The sequence below is a fragment of the Candidatus Frackibacter sp. WG13 genome (assembly GCF_900114655.1).
Taxonomy (GTDB): Bacteria; Bacillota; Halanaerobiia; order Halobacteroidales; family Acetohalobiaceae; genus Frackibacter.
In genome coordinates, this window is sequence record NZ_FOTT01000003.1 from 20,815 (window position 1) to 41,558 (window position 20,744).

The 20,744-nt window shown below is 33.4% G+C and carries 20 protein-coding genes and 3 other annotated features; all 20 genes read left to right on the plus strand.

The genetic code is table 11. The annotated features are described in order from the left end of the window. Window positions 1–5 precede the first annotated feature (5 nt). A complete protein-coding gene (locus BM077_RS02715) occupies window positions 6–1,763 on the plus strand; it encodes a B12-binding domain-containing radical SAM protein (RefSeq protein WP_089748187.1) in 1,758 nt (585 codons plus the stop codon). 15 nt (window positions 1,764–1,778) lie between these two features. Then, window positions 1,779–2,903 carry a tRNA epoxyqueuosine(34) reductase QueG gene (gene queG / locus BM077_RS02720; protein ID WP_089748186.1) on the plus strand — a complete coding sequence of 375 codons (1,125 nt, stop codon included), beginning with the start codon at window positions 1,779–1,781 and terminating at the stop codon, window positions 2,901–2,903. A 370-nt stretch (window positions 2,904–3,273) separates the two neighbouring features. Further along, complete coding sequence (bioB, locus tag BM077_RS02725) at window positions 3,274–4,245, plus strand: biotin synthase BioB (RefSeq protein WP_089748185.1); 972 nt, start codon at window positions 3,274–3,276, stop codon at window positions 4,243–4,245. A gap of 1 nt (window position 4,246) precedes the next feature. Then, on the plus strand, window positions 4,247–4,747 hold the full coding sequence (locus BM077_RS02730) for a hypothetical protein (RefSeq protein ID WP_176941612.1): 501 nt from the start codon (window positions 4,247–4,249) through the stop codon (window positions 4,745–4,747). Continuing rightward, complete coding sequence (locus BM077_RS02735) at window positions 4,728–5,585, plus strand: 6-carboxyhexanoate--CoA ligase (protein ID WP_089748184.1); 858 nt, start codon at window positions 4,728–4,730, stop codon at window positions 5,583–5,585. The genes BM077_RS02730 and BM077_RS02735 overlap by 20 nt, the downstream gene beginning before the upstream one ends. Then, window positions 5,569–6,747 carry an 8-amino-7-oxononanoate synthase gene (gene bioF / locus BM077_RS02740; protein WP_218124638.1) on the plus strand — a complete coding sequence of 393 codons (1,179 nt, stop codon included), beginning with the start codon at window positions 5,569–5,571 and terminating at the stop codon, window positions 6,745–6,747. Before BM077_RS02735 ends, bioF begins: the two co-directional genes overlap by 17 nt. Window positions 6,748–6,759: 12 nt before the next feature. Continuing rightward, window positions 6,760–7,506: a dethiobiotin synthase gene (gene bioD, locus BM077_RS02745; protein ID WP_089748182.1), complete on the plus strand. Its 747-nt coding sequence runs from the start codon at window positions 6,760–6,762 to the stop codon at window positions 7,504–7,506. A 5-nt stretch (window positions 7,507–7,511) separates the two neighbouring features. Further along, window positions 7,512–8,867 (plus strand): adenosylmethionine--8-amino-7-oxononanoate transaminase, encoded by a 1,356-nt coding sequence (gene bioA, locus BM077_RS02750; protein WP_089748181.1) that lies wholly within the window; start codon window positions 7,512–7,514, stop codon window positions 8,865–8,867. A gap of 124 nt (window positions 8,868–8,991) precedes the next feature. Next, window positions 8,992–9,267 (plus strand) — a binding site (T-box leader). A 415-nt stretch (window positions 9,268–9,682) separates the two neighbouring features. Continuing rightward, on the plus strand, window positions 9,683–10,495 hold the full coding sequence (gene aroF, locus BM077_RS02755; RefSeq protein ID WP_089748180.1) for a 3-deoxy-7-phosphoheptulonate synthase: 813 nt from the start codon (window positions 9,683–9,685) through the stop codon (window positions 10,493–10,495). Window positions 10,496–10,607: 112 nt separating this feature from the next. Further along, window positions 10,608–11,453, plus strand: coding sequence for an MTAP family purine nucleoside phosphorylase (locus BM077_RS02760; protein WP_089748179.1), 846 nt, complete (start codon window positions 10,608–10,610; stop codon window positions 11,451–11,453). Window positions 11,454–11,475: 22 nt separating this feature from the next. Then, on the plus strand, window positions 11,476–11,940 hold the full coding sequence (locus BM077_RS02765) for a 2-thiouracil desulfurase family protein (protein ID WP_089748178.1): 465 nt from the start codon (window positions 11,476–11,478) through the stop codon (window positions 11,938–11,940). A gap of 61 nt (window positions 11,941–12,001) precedes the next feature. Further along, window positions 12,002–12,460: a tRNA (uridine(34)/cytosine(34)/5-carboxymethylaminomethyluridine(34)-2'-O)-methyltransferase TrmL gene (gene trmL, locus BM077_RS02770; RefSeq protein ID WP_176941611.1), complete on the plus strand. Its 459-nt coding sequence runs from the start codon at window positions 12,002–12,004 to the stop codon at window positions 12,458–12,460. A 31-nt stretch (window positions 12,461–12,491) separates the two neighbouring features. Continuing rightward, on the plus strand, window positions 12,492–12,866 hold the full coding sequence (locus BM077_RS02775) for a YbaN family protein (RefSeq protein ID WP_218149509.1): 375 nt from the start codon (window positions 12,492–12,494) through the stop codon (window positions 12,864–12,866). Between the two features lie 90 nt (window positions 12,867–12,956). After that, entirely contained in the window at window positions 12,957–13,529 is a 573-nt protein-coding gene (locus tag BM077_RS02780) for a hypothetical protein (protein WP_089748175.1), read from the plus strand. Window positions 13,530–13,690: 161 nt separating this feature from the next. Then, window positions 13,691–13,882 carry a 4-oxalocrotonate tautomerase DmpI gene (dmpI, locus tag BM077_RS02785; RefSeq protein WP_089748174.1) on the plus strand — a complete coding sequence of 64 codons (192 nt, stop codon included), beginning with the start codon at window positions 13,691–13,693 and terminating at the stop codon, window positions 13,880–13,882. Between the two features lie 96 nt (window positions 13,883–13,978). Further along, window positions 13,979–14,872 carry an MBL fold metallo-hydrolase gene (locus tag BM077_RS02790; RefSeq protein WP_089748173.1) on the plus strand — a complete coding sequence of 298 codons (894 nt, stop codon included), beginning with the start codon at window positions 13,979–13,981 and terminating at the stop codon, window positions 14,870–14,872. 34 nt (window positions 14,873–14,906) lie between these two features. Further along, complete coding sequence (locus BM077_RS02795; RefSeq protein WP_089748172.1) at window positions 14,907–15,707, plus strand: hypothetical protein; 801 nt, start codon at window positions 14,907–14,909, stop codon at window positions 15,705–15,707. A gap of 150 nt (window positions 15,708–15,857) precedes the next feature. Then, the gene (locus BM077_RS02800) at window positions 15,858–17,093 is read left to right on the plus strand and encodes a DUF401 family protein (RefSeq protein WP_089748171.1); all 1,236 of its coding nucleotides are present in this window, start codon (window positions 15,858–15,860) and stop codon (window positions 17,091–17,093) included. A 182-nt stretch (window positions 17,094–17,275) separates the two neighbouring features. Continuing rightward, window positions 17,276–18,241, plus strand: coding sequence for a DUF362 domain-containing protein (locus BM077_RS02805; protein WP_089748170.1), 966 nt, complete (start codon window positions 17,276–17,278; stop codon window positions 18,239–18,241). Window positions 18,242–18,332: 91 nt separating this feature from the next. Continuing rightward, window positions 18,333–18,557, plus strand: a binding site (T-box leader). A gap of 84 nt (window positions 18,558–18,641) precedes the next feature. Further along, window positions 18,642–18,866, plus strand: a binding site (T-box leader). A 96-nt stretch (window positions 18,867–18,962) separates the two neighbouring features. Beyond that, window positions 18,963–20,585, plus strand: a complete 1,623-nt coding sequence (locus BM077_RS02810) for an AMP-binding protein (protein WP_089748169.1) — start codon at window positions 18,963–18,965, stop codon at window positions 20,583–20,585. Window positions 20,586–20,744: the final 159 nt, after the last annotated feature.

Sequence of the window (20,744 nt, forward strand, 5' to 3'; positions counted from 1 at the left end):
TTAATATGGAAGTATTACTTTCAGCTTTAAATGCTAGTTTTGTACATTCTTCACTAGCTATTAGATATTTAAGGAGTTACTGTGAGGATGAATTTAAAATAGAGATATCTGAATATACAATCAATCAACATAGTGATGATATTGCTGCTGAGATTTATAAAGCTAATCCCGATGTACTCGGGTTTTCTTGTTATATTTGGAATATAGATAAAACTTTAGATATCATTAAAATATTAAAGAAAGTTAAGCCGGAGCTAACTATTATTTTAGGTGGACCAGAAGTTTCTTATAATCCAGTTAAATTAATGGAAGCGTACGCAGAGATTGACTATATTATTTATAGTGAAGGGGAGTATTCTTTTAAGGAATTGCTTACTAGCTTAAAATATAATAAACCTTTTAGTAATGTTAAAGGATTAGTTTATAGACAAGAGAATAAGATAATTAAAAATGAGCCACAACCAGTAATTGATGACTTAGATATAATACCATCACCATATAATCAGATAGGTGGTTTAGAGAATAAAATTGCCTATTTTGAAGCAAGTAGAGGATGCCCCTTTAACTGTCAGTATTGTTTATCATCTACTTTATCATCGGTTAGAAATTTCTCATTAAAAAGAGTTAAGACCGAGCTATTAAGATTAATAAATGCTAAGGTGAAACAGGTTAAATTTGTAGATAGGACTTTTAATTGCAATTCTAAGAGGACTTGGGAGATATTTAAGTTTTTATTAGATAATAAGCCTGATGACCATGAAATTAACTTTCACTTTGAAATAGCAGCTGACCTGTTAAGTAATGAGATGATTGAATGGTTAAAGCAGGTTCCGATCGGTTATTTTCAATTTGAGATTGGGGTTCAGTCTACTAAGTCAGCAACTTTAGATATAATTCAACGAAAGATGGATTTTAATCGTGTAAAAGAAGTAGTTAATGAATTATTAGAGGCTGAAAATATTCACCTTCATTTAGACTTAATTGCAGGTCTGCCTAGGGAAGATTATGAAAGGTTTAAAGAGTCGTTTAATGATGTTTATCAACTTAAGCCTCATAAATTACAATTAGGGTTTTTAAAGTTGTTGCAAGGCTCTGGTTTGCGAAAAAATGCTGAAGAATATGGATATTTATTCACAGAACGACCACCATATGAAGTTTTGGCTAATAACGATATAAGTTATGATCAGATTCTAAATTTGAAGATGGTAGAGGAAGTTTTAGAAACCTTTGGGAATGCTCATTACTTTGATCACAGTTTAGAGTTTATTTACCAGAATTTTTATGATAGTTATTTTGAACTATATTATGATTTAGCTTCTTTTTGGGAAGAAGGAGAATATTATCGTTATTCGCATAAATTAACTTTCCTTTATCAGGTTTTACAGAAATTTTATCAACAACATTGTCAAGCAAAGCAAAAGCTATTCAATGAAGTCTTGAAATTTGACTATTTATTAGGCAGAAGAAGAGTTAATAACTTACCTGACTTTCTTACTAGATATAGAATAGAAAACTATAAAACTAGGTTTAGAGACTTTACTAATAATCCAAAAGAGATTAAAAAGTATTTTGTAGAGTTAAATCAACTTTCTTCTCGACAATTGCGGAAGGAAATTCAGATAGAGACTTTTGCTTACGATATTATAGAGGCAATTAAAGAGCCTACGAAAGAGTTAAAGAAGGGACAGACTAATATATTATTTAATTATCATAATAAAGAAGGTCTTTTTAATAAAGCGCAATTTAAAAAAGTTGAAATTTAAATGAGGTGAGCTTAGGTGACTTTGACAGAAGAACTTAAGGAGTATGCAAAGAGTATTGGTATAGATAAAATAAGAATAACAGGTGTAGAACCTTTCTTAGAGGCAAGAGAGTTTTTAATGAATATGAAAGAGCGAGATTATCTTTCAAAATTCATTAATAATGATATAGACTTAATTACCAATCCTAAGCAAGTACTACCAACAGCCCAATCAGTCATTGTTTGTGCTATCTCTTATTATCATGAAATAGAATCACCTCCTAGTTTTAAAGAGGAACTGAGAGGAAAATTTTCCAAATTTGCTTGGGGAAGAGACTATCATCAAGTTTTAGGTGAGAAATTAGAGCAACTAATAGGATTTTTGCGGACAAGAACTGATAATTTAGAAGTGAAAAAGTTTGTAGATACCGGACCTACAGTTGATCGTGCTTTAGCACGTCGGGCGGGAATAGGTTGGCAAGGCAAGAATTGTAGTATTATTAACCCAGATTATGGTTCTTGGATCTTTATAGGAGGAATTATTACTAATTTGGAGCTAGAATTTGATGCTCCAATTGAAGATCAGTGTAGTGGATGTAGAAAATGTATTGAAGCTTGTCCTACCGGAGCACTTGTAGATGAGTATACCTTGAAGAGTAATAAATGTCTAGGTTATATTACTTTGAGTAAAGGTTATATTGAAAAAGAAGACAGGAGAAAGATGGGAACAAGAATATGGGGTTGTGACACCTGTCAGGATGTTTGTCCTCATAATCAAAAGGTTAAATTCGGGAACCATTCAGACTTTTTACCACAGACTTTAGAAGCCTATCCGCAATTATCATCTTTATTAGCATTAACCAATAAAGATTATGAAGAAAAGTTTAAGCCAACTCCAATGAATTGGCGAGGGAAAAGACCAATTCAGCGCAATGCTGCTATAGTTTTAGGGAATTTAAAGAATCCTAAGGCTATTCCTCATCTTCTAAAAGGATTAGATGACCCTAAGCCGATTGTTAGGGCTCATTCCGCGTGGGCATTAGGAGAGATAGGCGAGCCAAGTGTAATTGGTGATTTAAAGAAGAGGTTAGCAAAAGAAAGAGAGGAAGAAGTGATCGTTGAGATTGAAGGTGTGATTGATAAGTTATCAGATTTGTGTTAACCTAAACTTATAAGTGGTTGACATATTTGGTGATATTTTATATAATAGATTGAGACTTAGGCTAAGGATGAGATTGAGTAGGCTAGTTGATATTTGACAGTTAAAACACTAAAAAAATTAAATAACAATTAGACACAGACTAATAATAATTGACAATTAAAGGGTTTTAAAAGCTTAGGTAATTAAAATTAGATTAAAAATAAGGTTAAGAGTAAAACTCAATTGATACTAATTCTTGAAAATAAAAAAGTTTTGTGTATGATTTCGTGTAAGTCTTGTGTTAATATTCTATTTATTTTTAATTATATTGTCAACCTAATATATAAATTAGTTAACGTATTTTTGGTTAACGGATTTAAGGAGGAAGATTATGTTAGAAAAATTATCAGAACATGTTTTAGCAGGTGGAGAGATTAATCAAGAGGAAGCAATGGCTTTAGCAAAATTAGAAGAGAGTAAGACAATGCAACTATTAGCGGCAGCTAATGAGATTAAAGAAAAGTTTATTGGTAAGAAAGTAGACCTCTGTTCGATTGTAAATGCTAAGTCGGGTAGTTGTTTAGAAGACTGTACTTTTTGTGCTCAATCAGCACATCATGAGACAGGAGTAAACAATTATCCTTTACTAGACAAGAAAAAGGTATTAGCTCGAGCTAAGGAAGTAGAAAAAGGTGGTGCAGAACATTTTGGTCTAGTAACTAGTGGTCGAGGAGTAGTTAGTGATGAAGACTTTAATAAAATTATAGAAATTATTAGTGAAATAAAAGAGAAGACTACTTTAGAAGTTTGTGCTTCTTTAGGAACTTTAAATGAGAGTCGGGCCAATAAGTTATCAAAAGTAGGCTTAAAACGATATAATCATAACCTAGAGACTTCCAAAAGTTATTTTTCTAAAATATGTACTACTCATACTTATGAGGAAAGAGTGAAGACAGTAAGATTTTTAAAAGACAAGGGAATAGAGGTCTGTTGTGGAGGAATTATTGGCTTAGGAGAAAGCTTTACTGATAGAGTTGAGTTGGCTTTTACATTAAAGGAATTGGATGTAGATTCAGTACCGATTAACATTTTAAATCCAGTATCAGGAACTCCTTTAGAAGATAATGAACCCCTTCCGCCTATGGAAAGTCTGAAGACGACGGCAATCTTTAGATTTATTCTACCTAAAAAAATTATTAAGTTATGTGGTGGGAGAGAAGAAAATCTGCGTGACTTACAATCTTTGAGTCTATTATCAGGTGTTAATGGTCTATTAATTGGTGATTACTTAACAACTGAAGGACGGGCTGTGGAAGATGACCTACAGATGATTAAAGATTTAGGTTTGAATATGGAGGGATAAAATGATAAACAAATCAAAGAGACTAACAAGAATTGCTTTATTAGCAGTTTTAATTACAGTTAGTGGAGCTTTTAAAATTCCTGGACCAGCCGGGACAGATTTTCAATTATCTGCTCCTTTAGCGGTTGCTATTGCTGCTGTTTTTGGTTTTAAAAGATATATATTAGCTGGAGTTATTTCTAGCACTGTCGGATTTATTTTAGGGACTCAAACATTGATTCATATTGGAATCGCTATGATTTTTAGAGTTGTGGCTGGTAGTTTGGTCACTTTAGTTGGTCCTGTTATTTGGGCTATTATTATTGCTGGTCCTTTAGGTTCGATTTTAGCTCGGATCATTCTAAGTGAAATATTAGGTCAAGGTTTAATTCCATTATTAGTAGCTGCTTTACCAGGGATTATCTTTACTGCATTGACTGCGTATCCTTTAACTATGGTCTTAAAGGGAATTGCTGAAAAGATTAATAAAGGAGTAGGAGATTATGTCCAAACAACTTTTTAGTTTACGGATGAGAGCTGCTGAGGGTGGAAGTCATAAAGAAGGTGGAAGACATATTTCAGGAGCAGAAAGAATTATTACTCCAAAAGAGATAGATAATGAGGTAAGTTCGTTAATTAAACGAGCACAGGAACATAGCCAAGGGAACGCTGACTATATAAATTTAACATTAGAACTACTTAAATCAGAGGAGATAGAAAAGCTTACTTCTTTACCGATTACTACGATTAAGGTAGATAATTATTCAACTGGAAGAAAGGAAGTTAAAAGATTATTATTGAAATTAGGAATTGAGCAAAAAGGAATAAACAAAGCTCTTGGTTTACTAGCCAATGGACCTAATCCAGATAGAGAGAATATGCGAGGAGCTATCTTAATGAATTCAATTACGGGAGAAAGATTAGAACCTGATCAATATCGCGGTATTAGAGCCAGTAGGATGGACTATAAAAGAGAAACCAAAATGGAGTTAATTGACTTATTAAAAAGGAATAACCTCAACCAAACACACTTACCTGATGCTTTGGCTTTAGCAACTAAAGTTCTTTCGTGTCCATCAATAATAGCTGAGCTATGTTGCTCAGATGATCCTAATTATACTGCGGGTTATGTAGCTAGTAAAAAGTTTGGATATTGTCGTTTTCCTTATCTTAAGCCTGACGATGTAGCTAGAGGGGGACGAGTTTTTTTCTTAAGTTCGTTAACCAATTTTAATGAAACATTAACATATATTCAAAAGAGGCCAGTTTTAATTAATGATTTAGATTTTATAATTGAAAAGTATTCATCTACTAACGAGATGTTAAAAGTGCGAGGTGAAGATGTTGGAGGAATGGCATAAAGAATTAAGTAGAGAGATAGATTTAATAAAGCAGAAAGGATTATACCGTCAGTTAAAGAGGTTAGAGAGTTCCCAAGCACCACGAACGGTTATCAATGGTAAAGAGGTTATTATGTTAGCTTCTAATAACTATTTAGGATTAACTATAGAACCAGAGATAAAACAGAAAACTATAGAGACAGTTAAGGAGTACGGTACTGGTTCAGGAGGATCGCGTCTAACTACTGGGAATTATGATTTGCACCAAAGTTTAGAAAGTGAACTAGCAAATTTTAAAGACACAGAAGCAGCTATTATTTTTAATACTGGTTATATGGCTAACTTAGGGGTCTTAACTACGGTAGTTGGTCAAAAAGACTTAATTATTAGTGATGAATTAAATCACGCTAGTATTATTGATGGATGTCGTTTAAGTAAGGCTGAAGTAGTCATTTATAAGCATAAAGACTTAAAAGATTTAGAATTAAAATTACAGAAAGGAAAGAATTATAGAAGAATACTAATAGTGACTGATGGGGTCTTTAGTATGGATGGCGACTTAACTCCCCTACCAGGAATAGTAGATTTAGCATCTAAATATCAGGCGTTGGTGATGGTTGATGATGCTCATGGTACTGGGGTTTTAGGTGAGAGCGGGGCTGGTATTGTAGAACATTTTAACTTGAAAAATGAGGTAGATATTCAGGTTGGTACTTTAAGTAAAGCTTTAGCTGCTGAGGGAGGATTTATAGCCGGGAATAAATTATTAGTTGATTTACTGCGTAATAAGGCTAGGTCTTTTATTTACTCTACAGCTTTAGCGCCAAGCGCAATAGAAGCAGGTTTAAGCTCTTTACAATATTTGTACAACAATCCTCAAATCTTACGGAGATTATGGAGAAATATTAATTTATTGAAGTCTGGTTTAAAAGATTTAGGATATCAATTATTGCCTAGTAATAGTCCAATAATTCCGATTATGATTGGTGATGAAGAAGAGACAATAGAGTTGAGTCATCGGCTTTTAGAAGAAGGAATCCTAGCTCCAGGAATTAGACCACCGACAGTTCCAAAAAGGACAAGTAGAATTAGAACAACAGTTATGGCTAATCATCAGATTAAGGATATAGAGGAAGCATTAGAGGTTTTTGCTAAATTAGGGAGAGAATTAAACTTAATTTAGGAGGTATAGATAATGCAGAAAGGATTCTTTATTACTGGGACTGATACAGGAGTTGGTAAAACAGTATTAACTGCTGGATTAATAGATGGCTTACGACAAAAGGGTTACGATATCGGGGTAATGAAGCCTTTTCAAAGTGGCGCTATTAAGAAAGAAGATGAATTATTAGCACCAGATATAGAGTTTGTTTTAGAAATGACAGGTTTAAAGGGAGATGATAAGTTAACATATGACTTAATGAATCCGGTTCGACTAAGTCCACCCTTAGCTCCTAGTGTAGCAGCAGAAATAGAAGGGGCAGAAGTTAGAATTGAAAAAGTAAAGTTTGCTTATCAAAGGTTACAAGAACAGCATCAAGCTTTAGTAGTCGAGGGTGCCGGTGGCTTAATGGTTCCTTTAACTGATAACTTTTTAATTCCTGACTTAGTTAAGTTATTAAACTTACCAGTAATTATTGTTGCACGACCTAGCTTAGGAACTATCAATCATACAGTTTTAACGGTAAAGGTAGCTAAAGAATTAGGGTTAAATGTATTAGGAGTAATCATTAATGGTCTTAAAGAAGAGGAAGTCGGGGTCGCCGAAGAGACTAACCCCGAAATTATTGCTGAATTAGCTCAAATACCGATTTTAGGTATTGTTCCGTATATTAATGAGTTAAATGACAGGTCAAGAGAGGTTAATTTAGGAGAGATAGTTGCACAAAATGTTGATTTAGATAGGCTAAGTGACAAATTACATCAAAATGAAAGGAGCTAAATAATATGCAAGATAAATTATCCTTGCTACAAAAGGATAAGAAATACTTATGGCACCCCTTTACTCAAATGAAAGAATGGGTACAGGATGATCAATTGATTATAGAACGTGGAGATGGTATTAAGCTCTATGATATAGATGGTAACGAGTATTATGATGGTGTTTCATCTATTTGGTTAAATGTTCATGGACACCAAAAAGCAGAATTAAATGAGGCAATTAAAGATCAACTAGATAAAGTAGCCCATTCAACTATGTTAGGTTTAGCAAATGAACCAACAATAGAGCTAGCAGAGAAGTTGGTGGAGATAACTCCCAAAGGTTTAAATAAAGTTTTTTATTCTGATAGTGGATCTACAGCAGTGGAGATTGGTTTGAAGATGGCTTTTCAGTACTGGCAGCAGTTAGAAGAAGATTGTGGTTCAAAAGATAAATTTATAACTTTAATTAATGCTTATCATGGAGATACAGTTGGGTCAGTGAGTGTTGGTGGTATTGATCTTTTTCATAAGATCTATAAACCATTATTATTTAATAGTTTAAAATCACCATCTCCTTATTGCTATCGTTGTTCATTTGGAGAACAAAAAGGAGAATGTAACTTTACTTGCGTTAAGGAATTAGAAAAGATAATGAAAGAAAATCATCGGGAGGTAGCTGCTTTAATAATTGAACCATTAGTACAAGGAGCTGGGGGAATGATTGTAGCCCCTAATGGCTATTTGGCTAAGGTAAGAGAGTTATGTGATAAATATAATATTTTGATGATTGCTGATGAAGTAGCAGTTGGATTTGGTCGTACAGGAAAATTATTTGCTTGTGAACATGAAGCGGTAGTGCCAGATATTATGGCAGTAGCTAAAGGGATAAGTGGTGGTTACTTACCGATTTCAGCTACTCTAACTAAAGATAAGATTTATGATGCTTTCTATGATGATTATAAAACGCAAAAGACATTCTTTCATGGTCATTCTTATACGGGGAACCCTTTAGCAGCAGCAGTTTCTGTAGCTAATATAAAACTTTTTGAGCAAGGAGATCTTATTTGTAGGATGCAACCTAAAATTAAAGTAGTTGCTGAGGAATTAGAAAAGTTTAAGACTTTAATCCATGTAGGAGATATACGTCAGAAGGGTTTAATGGTCGGAATAGAGTTAGTTAAAGATAAATCAACTAAAGAGCCTTATGATTGGGAGAAGCGAATAGGAGTGGAAGTCTGTATGAAAGCCAGAGAAAGAGGAATGATTATTCGTCCTCTAGGAAATGTAGTAGTCTTTATGCCGCCGCTATGCAGTACACAAAATGAATTGATAGCAATGTTAGATATAATGTATGAGAGTATTATAGAGGTACTAGAGTAAATTTAGCAATATAGTGTAAACATAGTGTAAACATAGTGTAAACATAGTGTAAACATAGTGTAAAATTTAGCTTGACAAATCTCAAAATATATGCTACAATTTTTAAAAGTCATATTAAGATATTTAAACGACTATGAAGGAGAAAAGTAAGTCTTAGATGGAAGAATAGCGAGCTAAGGGTAGTGGAAGCTTAGCCAGAAGTTTAAAGCTGAAGTTCTCTCTGGAGTTGCTAGTTGAAAATCAAGTAGGCTTAGCCGGTATTCCCCCGTTATCTAAGGAAGAGGATATAAAGGTAGTTTTGTATTAAAGAATTACTTCGTATCCTATTAATTAGAGTGGATTAGTTTTTATTAGCTAATCAATCAGAATGGTAACGCGATATAAACTCTTCGTTTCTGAAAAAGAGGCGGGGAGTTTTTTTAATTTGATAATAAAATATAGATTAAAAGCAAAGAAGGAGTTAAGTAGGTAAGGTTTATTTTGTAGAATAGAGAAGAGATGTCATCGGCTGGAAACATCTCTAAAAGTACCTTTAACTGAAATTTCGCTCTGGAGCTGTATAATTGAAATTTAGTAAATTATACCGGCAATCTAAGTCGTTAATTAAACTAGTGGCTTATAGCTATGGGATGATAGATTATGGTTTTTAATTCATTTAATATTATTCGTATAAGTCAATTAGGGTGGTATCACGGAACTTAACCTATCTTGTTTCGTCCTAAATAGGACAGCAAGATAGGTTTTTTATTTAGAAATGTTTTAATTGTCAATTGTAAATTGTCAACTGTCAATTATTAAAAATTGGGGTGATAAAAATGTTAAAAGATTTAAAGGTTAAGAATCATAAGCAGATAATTGAGGTAGGAGATGTAAAGATTGGTGGCGACGAATTAGTGATTATGGCTGGGCCTTGTGCAGTTGAAAGTAGAGAACAGATTCTTGAGGCAGCGGAGCATGTTAAAGCTAATGGAGGCCAAATATTAAGAGGGGGAGCATTTAAACCGCGTACTTCGCCATATAGCTTCCAAGGTTTAGGGGAAGAAGGGCTGAAATTATTAGCTGAAGCTAGGGAGAGAACAGGACTTAAAATTATTACTGAAGTGTTAGATTCAGAAGATCTTGAATTAGTAGACAATTATGCTGATATTTTGCAGATCGGTTCTCGGAATATGCAAAATTATGGTTTGTTAAAGAAGTTAGGAAAGGTTGATACACCAGTAATGCTTAAAAGAGGTTATGCTGCAACAGTTAAAGAATGGTTATTATCAGCTGAATATGTTATTTCTCATGGAAATCCGAATGTTATACTTTGTGAAAGAGGGATTAGAACTTTTGAAACAGCTACTCGGAACACTTTAGATCTAAATGCCATCGCTTTAGTTAAAGAATTAACCGATTTACCAGTAATTATAGATCCTAGCCATGGTACAGGAAAGAGAAGTTTAGTAAATCCTTTAGCTAAGGCAGGAATTAGCGTAGGAGCTGATGGTATTATTGTAGAGGTGCATCCTAATCCTGAGGAGGCTCTTTGCGATGGTGAGCAGTCATTAACTCCAAATGATTTTACTTCATTAATAGATGATTTGGATAAGGTAGCTAAAGCAGTGGATAAAAGATTAATTATTTAGCATATTTTTAAAGGAAGGAATAAGTGAATATAGAATATAAAATATTAGGTATGGAAATATATTAATTAAATAAAGGTTTTAATTAGGAAATAAGAAAGAAGAGGTGTAAATCATGGCAAAAACTATTCCAGAAGTAGATTTTGCAATCATTGGTGGGTCGAGTACTTATTCAATAAGTTTTCCAGAAGATTTAGCAGCAGATGATGTTGAAATTTTAGATAAGGAAATGATATTTAGTACTCCATATGGAGATAGTCCTAAATTTAAGTTATTTAGAATTGGCAAGAAAAAAGTTCTAACTTGTAAGATGCATGGCTGGCGAAAGTGGCAAGAGGATTTGAGTCGTGCTCAAGCTTCTCAGCAAGTATTTTGGGTCCTTATGCAAGCAGGTGTAAAAAAGATTATGGCTGAAGGTGGAGTAGGGGCTATCAATCACTTATTAGAGCCGCGAGATATAGTAGTGCCTACTGATTATATAGATCAGTCATTACGCAAAGATGTAGATCTAAATCAAGGCTATCTATTAATGATGCGTCAAGCTATCTGCCCTGATATTCACCAGGCTTTATATGAAGAAGCACAGGATAATCCGCTTGGACGAACCTTTAGTAGGAGCAACTATGTTGTTACTGATGGTAGACATTTTGAGAGTCCAGCAGAGATTCAAATGTATAAGCAATCTGGTGGAGATGTAGTAGGTCAAACTCTCTGTCCAGAAGTCTACTTAGCACGAGAGATTGGTGCTTGTTATGCAGCGGTGTATTTAGTTGTTAATTATGCTGAGGGAATTGTAGAAGATTGGAGTCATGATGAACTTAGTGATCTCTTCCATAATGAAGGAGAAGTAATTGGTAATATTCTATTGGATGCCTTGCGAAAGATAGATGTTGAGCAAGAATGTGGTTGTAATGATTTAAGAAAACCGACTATGATTAAGGAAGAAAATCGGGGAGAATAAGATTGTTGAAAGGAGAATGGAGATGATCTTAGTTAGTTCTTGTTTGCTAGGGTTTGATTGTAAATATGACGGAGGTAGTAATGAGAATGAAAAAGCACTAGAATTATTTGAAAGAAGCGCAATGGTTCCTATCTGTCCAGAAAGCTTGGCTGACCTACCTGTTCCTCGCCCTCCAGCTGAAATTCGAGGTGGAGACGGTAGTGATGTATTAGATGGTAATGCTAAAGTGATTGATAAACATAATAGGGACTTAACTAATGAATTTGTAGATGGTGCTTACCAAGCTTTGCAGCAAGCAAGGATGCACGGAGCAAACTTAGCTATTTTAAAGGCTAGGAGCCCCTCTTGTGGTAAAGGACAAATTTATACGGGTGAATTCAATGGTGAATTAAAAGAAGGCGATGGAGTAACAGCTGCCTTATTAAAGCGAAATGGGATTCAAGTATATACTGAAGAAGAGATCGATAAGATTGTAGATAAATTATAGATTATAGAACTAAATTCATGTTTAAGAGGATTTAATAATTTATTGAGGGAGGTATATACTAATGAATATAGTACTTTATCAACCGGAAATCCCTCCTAACACCGGTAATATTGCTAGGACTTGTGCTTGTACAGGAGTATCCTTACACTTAATTAGACCATTAGGGTTTTCTACAGACGAGAAAGCTTTAAGAAGAGCAGGATTAGATTATTGGGATAAGTTAGATATCTATTATTATGATAGTTTTAAAGAATTAATAAAGGAATATCCCAAAAATAATTTTTACTTTGCTACTAAGTTTGCTACTAAATTTTATACAGATATTGAGTATCAAGAAGATGACTTTTTAGTATTCGGAAGAGAAACAGCTGGCTTACCTGGAGATATAACTAATCAATATAAAGAGAGCTGTATTCGTATTCCAATGAAGAAAGATACTCGCTCGCTTAACTTAGCTAATTCTGTTTCTATTATTTTATATGAAGCTTTAAGGCAGAATAATTTTAATGGATTAACTTAAAAGAATATTATACTAATTGAAGAAAGGACGCATGATGAATTACTTCATTAGGATTATATTAATTATTATAGGAACACTTTCTTTAATTCTAGGTATTTTAGGGATATTATTACCTCTTTTGCCTACTACTCCTTTTTTATTGCTTGCAGCTATCTGTTATGCTAGAAGTTCGGAACAGTTTTATAATTGGCTTTTAGATAATAGATTATTAGGTAGATTTATTAGAGATTATCGTGAGGGGAAGGGAATTCCTTTTAAAGGGAAAATTTTATCTATTTTAACAGTCTGGATAAGTATAGGTTGGTCTACCTATTTAATCCAAAATTTATTTTGGAATATCTTATTAATCTTGATAGCTATTAGTGTTACAATATATATTCTTTCTATAAAGGCTTATAATCAATAAAATATTATTAATTTATTTCCATTTGAATATTTTTGCATTAATTGCTGTAGACTAAAGACTAAATGAAGGCAAAGGGGGATAAATTAAATAATGAAGAGTCGCAAATTTTTAAGAAGAGGATTAGTGTTAACAGTAATGGTTTTATTGTTGGTGTTAACTGTGATTGGATGTTCTCCTCAAGCAACTGACCAAGCAGAGGATGGGGCGCAAGATGAGGCTCAAGACACTGCTGATGCTGCTCAAAATGAGGAGAATAAACAGAATGCTGAAAGAGTAGCAAAATTAGAAGAAAAATTAAAAGTAGTTACTCAGGATAATTCGGATGGTAAAGGTTGTATCGGATGTCACGAAGCGGGTAGTGAATATAGTTTACAAAAGGAGATTGATGGTATAGAAGGACATCCGCAAGTAGAAGCTAAAGAATTATCAGATTGCATGCAATGTCATGCCAGTGGGAACCTTGCTTTTAAAAGATTAATTCATGAGAAACATCTTGTTGAAGGGGATCACTATAAAGAAGAGTATGATAAGAACTGTATTAATTGTCATAAGATTTCTGAGAACGGTGAGATTAACGTAAGAGGTTTAGACGGTAAAAATGGAGAAGATAAAGGAAATGGTGGTAACGAAGACACTGAAGGAAACGGTAATGGCAACGAATAATTATTAAAATTTAAAATTTAGTCTAAATTTTTAAAGCCTAATTGCTTTCTTGTTAAGCAATTAGGCTTTTGAGTTTGCTGGACTAAACTGTTATCATTATTTGCAGGTATTAATAATAAACGTATAGAAAATAATAAAATTAATGAAGGGGGTGAAAATATATGCCGATCATTACTTTGGACGGACCTAAATTAACTAAAGAACAAAAGAAAGAATTAATTAAAGGCTTTACTGAAACTGCTAGTAATGTTGTAAATTTACCTGAGGAAGCTTTTGTAGTCTTAATTAAAGAGATGGAAGCTGAAAATGTAGGTGTTGGTGGTGAGTTATTAGCCGAAAAACACGGAGAATAAAGGAAAAAATTATAATTAAACCCTAAATTAGAATTGATTCTAATTTGGGGTTGTTCCATTATATTAATCAGAATACATTCAGATTGAGGTGGGCTTATGAAATTAAATTATATTACACAAAATATAGGTTACTTGGAAAACAGGACCAAGATAGGTATAATAAAATTTAATAACGAAGTAATTCTAATTGATAGCGGTTTAGATGATAGTGTAGGAAGAAAAGTATTAAGAGTGTTAGAAGAAGAGGGGCTTCACCCAAAAGCAATAATTAATACTCATGCCCATGCTGATCATTGTGGTGGCAATGCTTATCTTAAGAGGAATACAGAGGTTGAAATTTATGCACCAAAAGTTGAAGCTGAGATGGTAAATGCTCCTTACATAGAACCGTTATATCTATTTTCAGGTGCTGCCCCAATAAAAGATTTAAAAAATAAATTTTTGATGGCGACTCCTTCAAAAGTAGACCAGATTATAGCTAAAGATAAATCTGAATTAGAGTTTGAAGGTCTGAAAATTAATATTCTTCCTTTACCTGGACATGCTCCTAATCAGATTGGAATTGGAATAGATAATATTCTATTCTGTGCTGATACTATCTTTTCAAAAGCAGTATTGAGAAAGCATAAAATTCCATTCTATATGGATATTAATAAGCAGAAGCAGACTTTAGATTTCTTAAAAAATAGTGATTATAAATTATATATACCTGCCCATGGGGAGCCAATAGAGGATATTGAAGAATTAGTAGATGCTAATTTAAAAGTAATAGATGAGATAGAAAACTTAATATTAGAGATTACTAAAGAACTAAGTTCTACAGAAGAGATATTACAAGAGGTATGTAATCAATGCCAAATCAATATTGAGAGGATTCAACAGTATTATCTGCTAAAGACAGCGATTAATGCATACCTTAGTTCTTTATATGAAAGAGGGAGTTTGGAGATAAGTATAAAGGAAAATTTATTATCTTGGAGAAATAAATAAATTAGAAATAATAAGTTTAGGAGGAGGAAAACTGATGCTAGCAACTTTTACCTTAACAGTACCAGAATCTAAACGCTTAATTGCTAAAGGGGTTAAAGCTTTACCTGAAGTCAAAGAGGCTATGGAGAAGCATAAGATAATTGTAGCCGGAGGAACGACAAATGGTTACGTAGCTGAAGAGCTAATTGAGAAAGAATTAGAGAAAGAATATTATACGGCAGGAACTGTTAGTCAGGGATTACATTGTTCTACAGCTCCTAATAAGAGGATTAAATCATTAACTTTAGAAGCAGGAGAAGGTCAGGACGAAGATTGGCTTGATTTTTTAGGTGAGTTCACTAGTAGAGATGTCTTCATTAAAGGAGCTAATGCTTTTGATAATGAAGGAATAGCAGGAGTTTTAGCAGGACATCCAGAAGGTGGAACTATTGGTGCAGCGATAGGTACTTTAATAGCTAGAGGTGCATATTTGATCGTTCCTGTTGGCTTAGAAAAGAGAATAGAATCAGTTAAAAAAGCTAGTCAATTAGTAGGGATTGATAAAATCGATTACTCTTATGGGATGAAGGCAGGCTTGATTCCAGTAACTTATGGAAAGATAGTAACAGAATTAGAAGCTTTGAATATATTAACAGGAGTTGAGGTTGAACAAATTGCTGCTGGGGGGATAGGTGAATCCTCTGGGGCTGTAACTTTAGCGGTTGAAGGTACTGAAGACGAAGTAGTAGCAACAATGGAATTAATTAAAGAAATTAAGGGAGAACCAAAATTAGAAGCTAATAAAAAAGCATGTAAAGACTGTCCTAATCATTGTAATCAGGTCAAAGAGATTTAAAAGTTTAATTGAGATTCAAATCATTAGGGTTTTAAATTATAAAACTTAAAGCCCTAATGATTATTTATCTTATTATTTAAATATAGTGATATTCAAAGAACGATTATAGGAAATAATAAAGAAAAGACTAATTATAAAGGGGTTAATAGAATGCAATTAATAGGAATATTATTAGGGTTTATAATCATTTTATTTCTTAATTCTAAGAAAATCAATATGGGATTATCGTTATTAATTGGAGCTATATCTGCAGGCTTATTATCACAGATGAGTATTCAAGAAATAAGTTTGGTTATTTATGAAGCAATAGTAGAGCCAGTAACTTTACAATTAATTATTGTAGTGACAGTAATTAGTGGTCTAGGTTATATATTGAAAGAGACCGGTGATCTTGATCAAATGATAGATTCATTAATTTCTATTGTTAAGAACGGTAAACTGCTGAGTATGCTTTTGCCGGCATTAATTGGAACTTTATCTGTTCCTGGAGGAGCTATATTGTCTGCTCCGTTGATTAATGAAAGTGGGGATAGAATTAGTTTAGATAACGTTAGGAAAACAGCAAGTAATTTATTTTTTAGACATATATTCTTATTTGGATATCCATTGTATGGTGCTTTGATTTTAACTGGTGAGTTATTTAGTGTAGGAAAAACATTTATTTTAAGGTATAATGCTTTAATTATGTTAGCAGGTATTATATCTGCGTATTTAGTCTTTTTTAATAATAGTCATCAGGAAAGAGATGATAGTATTAAGAATGATGATAAAGGTGAAACTATTAAGGAAATTATGAGATTTTTTATAAGTTTTTTACCAATCTTAGTTATTATAGTATTGGCATTGTTATTTGATGTCGCTTTTCATTATGCTGTATTTGTTGGGTTACTTATAGCAGTTATTAGAAAGTTACCTGAGGGTAATAAGGTTGTTGAATTTAGCAAAAGAATGAAGAGATTTGTATTTGAAGGTGTAAATTATAAGATGGCTGGTTTAATTATTGGAGTTATGGCTTTTAAGTCAATAGTTGAAGCTAGTGGGGCAGTTAATGGTTTAGCTAATTTTTTAACTCATAGTGGGGTACCTTTAAGCTTGATGATTACTGTATTAGGTTTAATTACTGGTTACTTAACAGGAATGACTATGGCGGCATTGGGGATTTTAGCGCCAATATTTATTCCGTTGTTTCCAGAAGGTAATGTTGGTCCATATATTTCTCTATTATTTACTACTGCTTTTGTTGGTTATTTAATCTCTCCTATTCATCTTTGTCTTGCCTTGACCAAAGAATATTTTGAAGTTAGTTTTAAATCAGTTTATCGTATTACAGCTATACCGGGATTAGTTATGGTTGTTGTAGCTTTATTGCAAGTAATGATAGGTTGAGATATAAAGTTTTTGATTTTATTAAAACTATAAGAATTTATTCTTTGAATTTTGGTTAAATTAATTGATAATTAAGTAGGTTTTATAATTAGATTTCAAGCATAATTAACACAGAATTTTAGCATCGGCAATTAATTATGCAAGATCCTTAATTGGTTTATCGAAATTTGGAGGGATTCTTTGTGTTAAGAGAAAGAAGAATATCAGAGTCAAAGGTGGCAATTGGAGAAGGGTTGGAAGGAGATATTATCCAACAATTATTAGATACACTAAAGATAGAACAAGTTATCTCTTTTGAGGATACAGTAACTATTACACCTAATTGGGTTAATACCAATGCTCCGGAAACCGGAACTGTTGTAGGGCCGCAGTCTTTACAAAAGTTAATTCAATATATTAAGGGACAATCCCCAGGAAGAGTAGTAATTGCTACTGGGTCTGGTGGTGATGAAACAACGAAGGTATTAAAAAAGACCGGTTATCAACAGATTATTGAGAAAGAAGATGTAGAATTTGTTGATTTAAATTATGGCCCTTATGAAGAGTTTGAGATTAATCATCCAAAGTTTAAAAAGATAAAATTAAATAAGCTCTTAAAAGAAACAGATTTTTTAATCTCTTATACTCAGATTAAACATCACGAGGAAGCAACAGTCTCTTTGGGTATTAAAAATATTGCTTTGGCTTGTCCTCCGGCAGAGTTACATGGGTTTCCGAAAGCAGGTCAAGGAATTCATGAATACTTGCATGAATTTATTACTGCTATGGCAGAATTAATACCTATAGACCTTGCAATATTAAGTGGGGACCAAGGAATGGTTGGAACAGGGCCTTCGCATGGGAAACCAGTTAATGCTGATTTAGTTGTAGCTGGTACTGATCCAGTCACTACTGATGTAGTAGGAGCTCGTTTACTAGGTTTTAGGCAACAAGCAGTTCGTTATTTGCATAATTTAGTTAGAGAAGGAGTAGGGGAAGGAGATTTAAAGAAGGTAACTTTATTAGGAATGCCGCTCAAGCAAGCAGAAGAGAAATTTAGTCAAGCCGCTTATGATTATAAAATTGCTTTAGATAAATATGAAATTTTACCACTACACTTACGACCTAAAGAAAGAACCGAAGCAACATCAGATGCTATTTCTCATTAAATGGAAATAAATTATAAATAAATTCCAAAAAACCCTTGACTAATTTCAAATATTATGCTACAATCGTTAACAACAAAATATGAATACATTATTAAAAATAAAGATAGGGAGTAGTAAAATACTAGTAGATTTTTAGAGAGCTATCGGTTGGTGGGAGATGGTATCTACTACTTTTGAACTCACCCTGGAGTTGTTAATCTGAAATATAAGTAGGATTATATCGGTGCCTTCCGTTAAGAGGTTAAGAGGGATTACATCTTAATTATTAGGTGTAATAACTAGAGTGGTAACGCGGATTAAATCTTTCGTCTCTATTTGTATACGTAGAGGTGAAAGATTTTTATATTTTAAATGAAGTTATAGATTAGGTGAATATTAAATTGTGAAAATTTAATACTAGTAAAAAACGAAGATAGGGAGTAGTAAAATACTAGTAGATTTTTAGAGAGCTATCGGTTGGTGGGAGATAGTATCTACTACTTTTGAACTCACCCTGGAGTTGTTAATCTGAAATATAGTAAGATTATATCGGTGCCTTCCGTTAAGAGGTTAAGAGGGGTCTTGTCTTATCTTTTAAGACAAGACAATTAGAGTGGTAACGCGGATTAATCCTTCCGTCTCTATTAATATTAATAGAGACGGAAGGATTTTTTGATTTTTATTAGGATTAAAACTGAGTAGAAGAGAAGAAGAGTATATTTTAAGGAGGTTTATTATAATTATGACTAAAGAGTTAGAGATGACAATAGGTGAATTGTTAGATCAGCAAGCAGTAGAGTATGCGGAGAATGATGCTGTAGTTTATGTGGAAGAAGGGATTAGGTATAGTTATCGAGAATTTAGAGATGTTTGTAATCAGGCAGCGAAAGGGTTTATGAAGCTAGGGATTGAAGTAGGAGATCACATAGCAGTTTGGGCCCATAATCGTCCAGAATGGTTGACGACACAGTTTGCTACGGGGAAGATGGGTGGAATCTTAGTTACTGTAAATACTAATTACCGAACTTCTGAATTGGAATATCTGTTAAAGAATTCTGATACTGAAACTTTAATTTTATCAGAAGGAATGAGAACTAGTTATCCAGAGATTTTATATAAGATTTGTCCGGAATTAAAAGAATGCGAACCAGGGGAGTTAGAGTCTGAAAAGTTGCCTCGTCTTAAGAATATAATATATATTGGCGAAGGAGAGGCACCTGCTGGTATGTATCACTGGGATGATATTATGGAGATGGGTAAAGAAGTTAGTGATGTCCAGTTAGAGGAACGACAAGATAGCTTGGATCCTGATGATGTGATTAATATGCAGTATACTTCTGGTACTACTGGATTTCCGAAGGGAGTTATGTTAACCCATGCTAATATTATAGCCGATGCTACTTATATAGGGGAATGTATGGACTTTAGTCATGAAGATCGTTTATGTATTCCAGTACCATTCTTCCATTGCTTTGGTTGTGTGCTAGGCACACTAACTTGTGTAACAGCAGGAGCAACAATGGTTCCAGTAGTTAAGTTTAAGCCGGAACCAGTTTTAAAAGCGATTGAAGCAGAGCGATGTACAGCGGTGCATGGGGTGCCAACAATGTTCATTGCTAAATTAGAAGATCCTAATTTTGATAAGTATGATCTTAGTTCTTTACGAACAGGAATTATGGCCGGATCTCCTTGTCCAATGTCGGTTATGAGACAGGTAATTGATAAAATGGGAGCAGATGAAATAACTATTGCTTATGGTCAAACAGAATCTTCGCCGGTAATTACCCAGACTAGGGTTGATGATTCTATTGAAAGGAAAGTATCTACGGTAGGTAAGGCATTGCCTAATGTAGAAGTTAAGATTGTAGATCCGGAGACTGGTGAAGAAGTAGGACCAGGAATTCAAGGTGAATTATGTACTCGTGGCTTTCATGTAATGAAAGGATATTATAAGATGCCAGAAGCTACAGAAGAGGCTATTGATGAAGATGGTTGGTTGCATACAGGAGATTTAGCTGTTATGGATCGTGATGGTTACTTTAAGATTACTGGTCGCCTTAAAGATATGATTATTCGTGGTGGAGAGAATGTATATCCACGTGAAGTTGAGGAATTCATGTATGAACATCCTGAGATTAAAGATGTGCAAGTAGTAGGTATTCCAGATGAAAAGTATGGAGAAGAAGTAATGGCCTATATTCAATTAAAAGAAGGAACAGAGGCAACTTCTGAAGAAATTTTTGATTATTTCAAGGATAAACTTTCGTGGTATAAGATTCCAAAAAAGATTGAAATAGTCGATGAATATCCAATGACAGCTAGTGGGAAGGTGCAAAAATATAAATTAAGAGAAATGGCAATGTAATTTAGAATCTATTAATATTATTGAAAATCTTTAGTTTAATTTAAAATTGTTTAGGACAGAATGAATAAAAGGTTGCTACTTAAGTAGCAACCTTTTATAAGTTTATATAAAAAATAATTTAAATTTTTTATTTTATAATTCGCTTTTTAAAATGTTAAC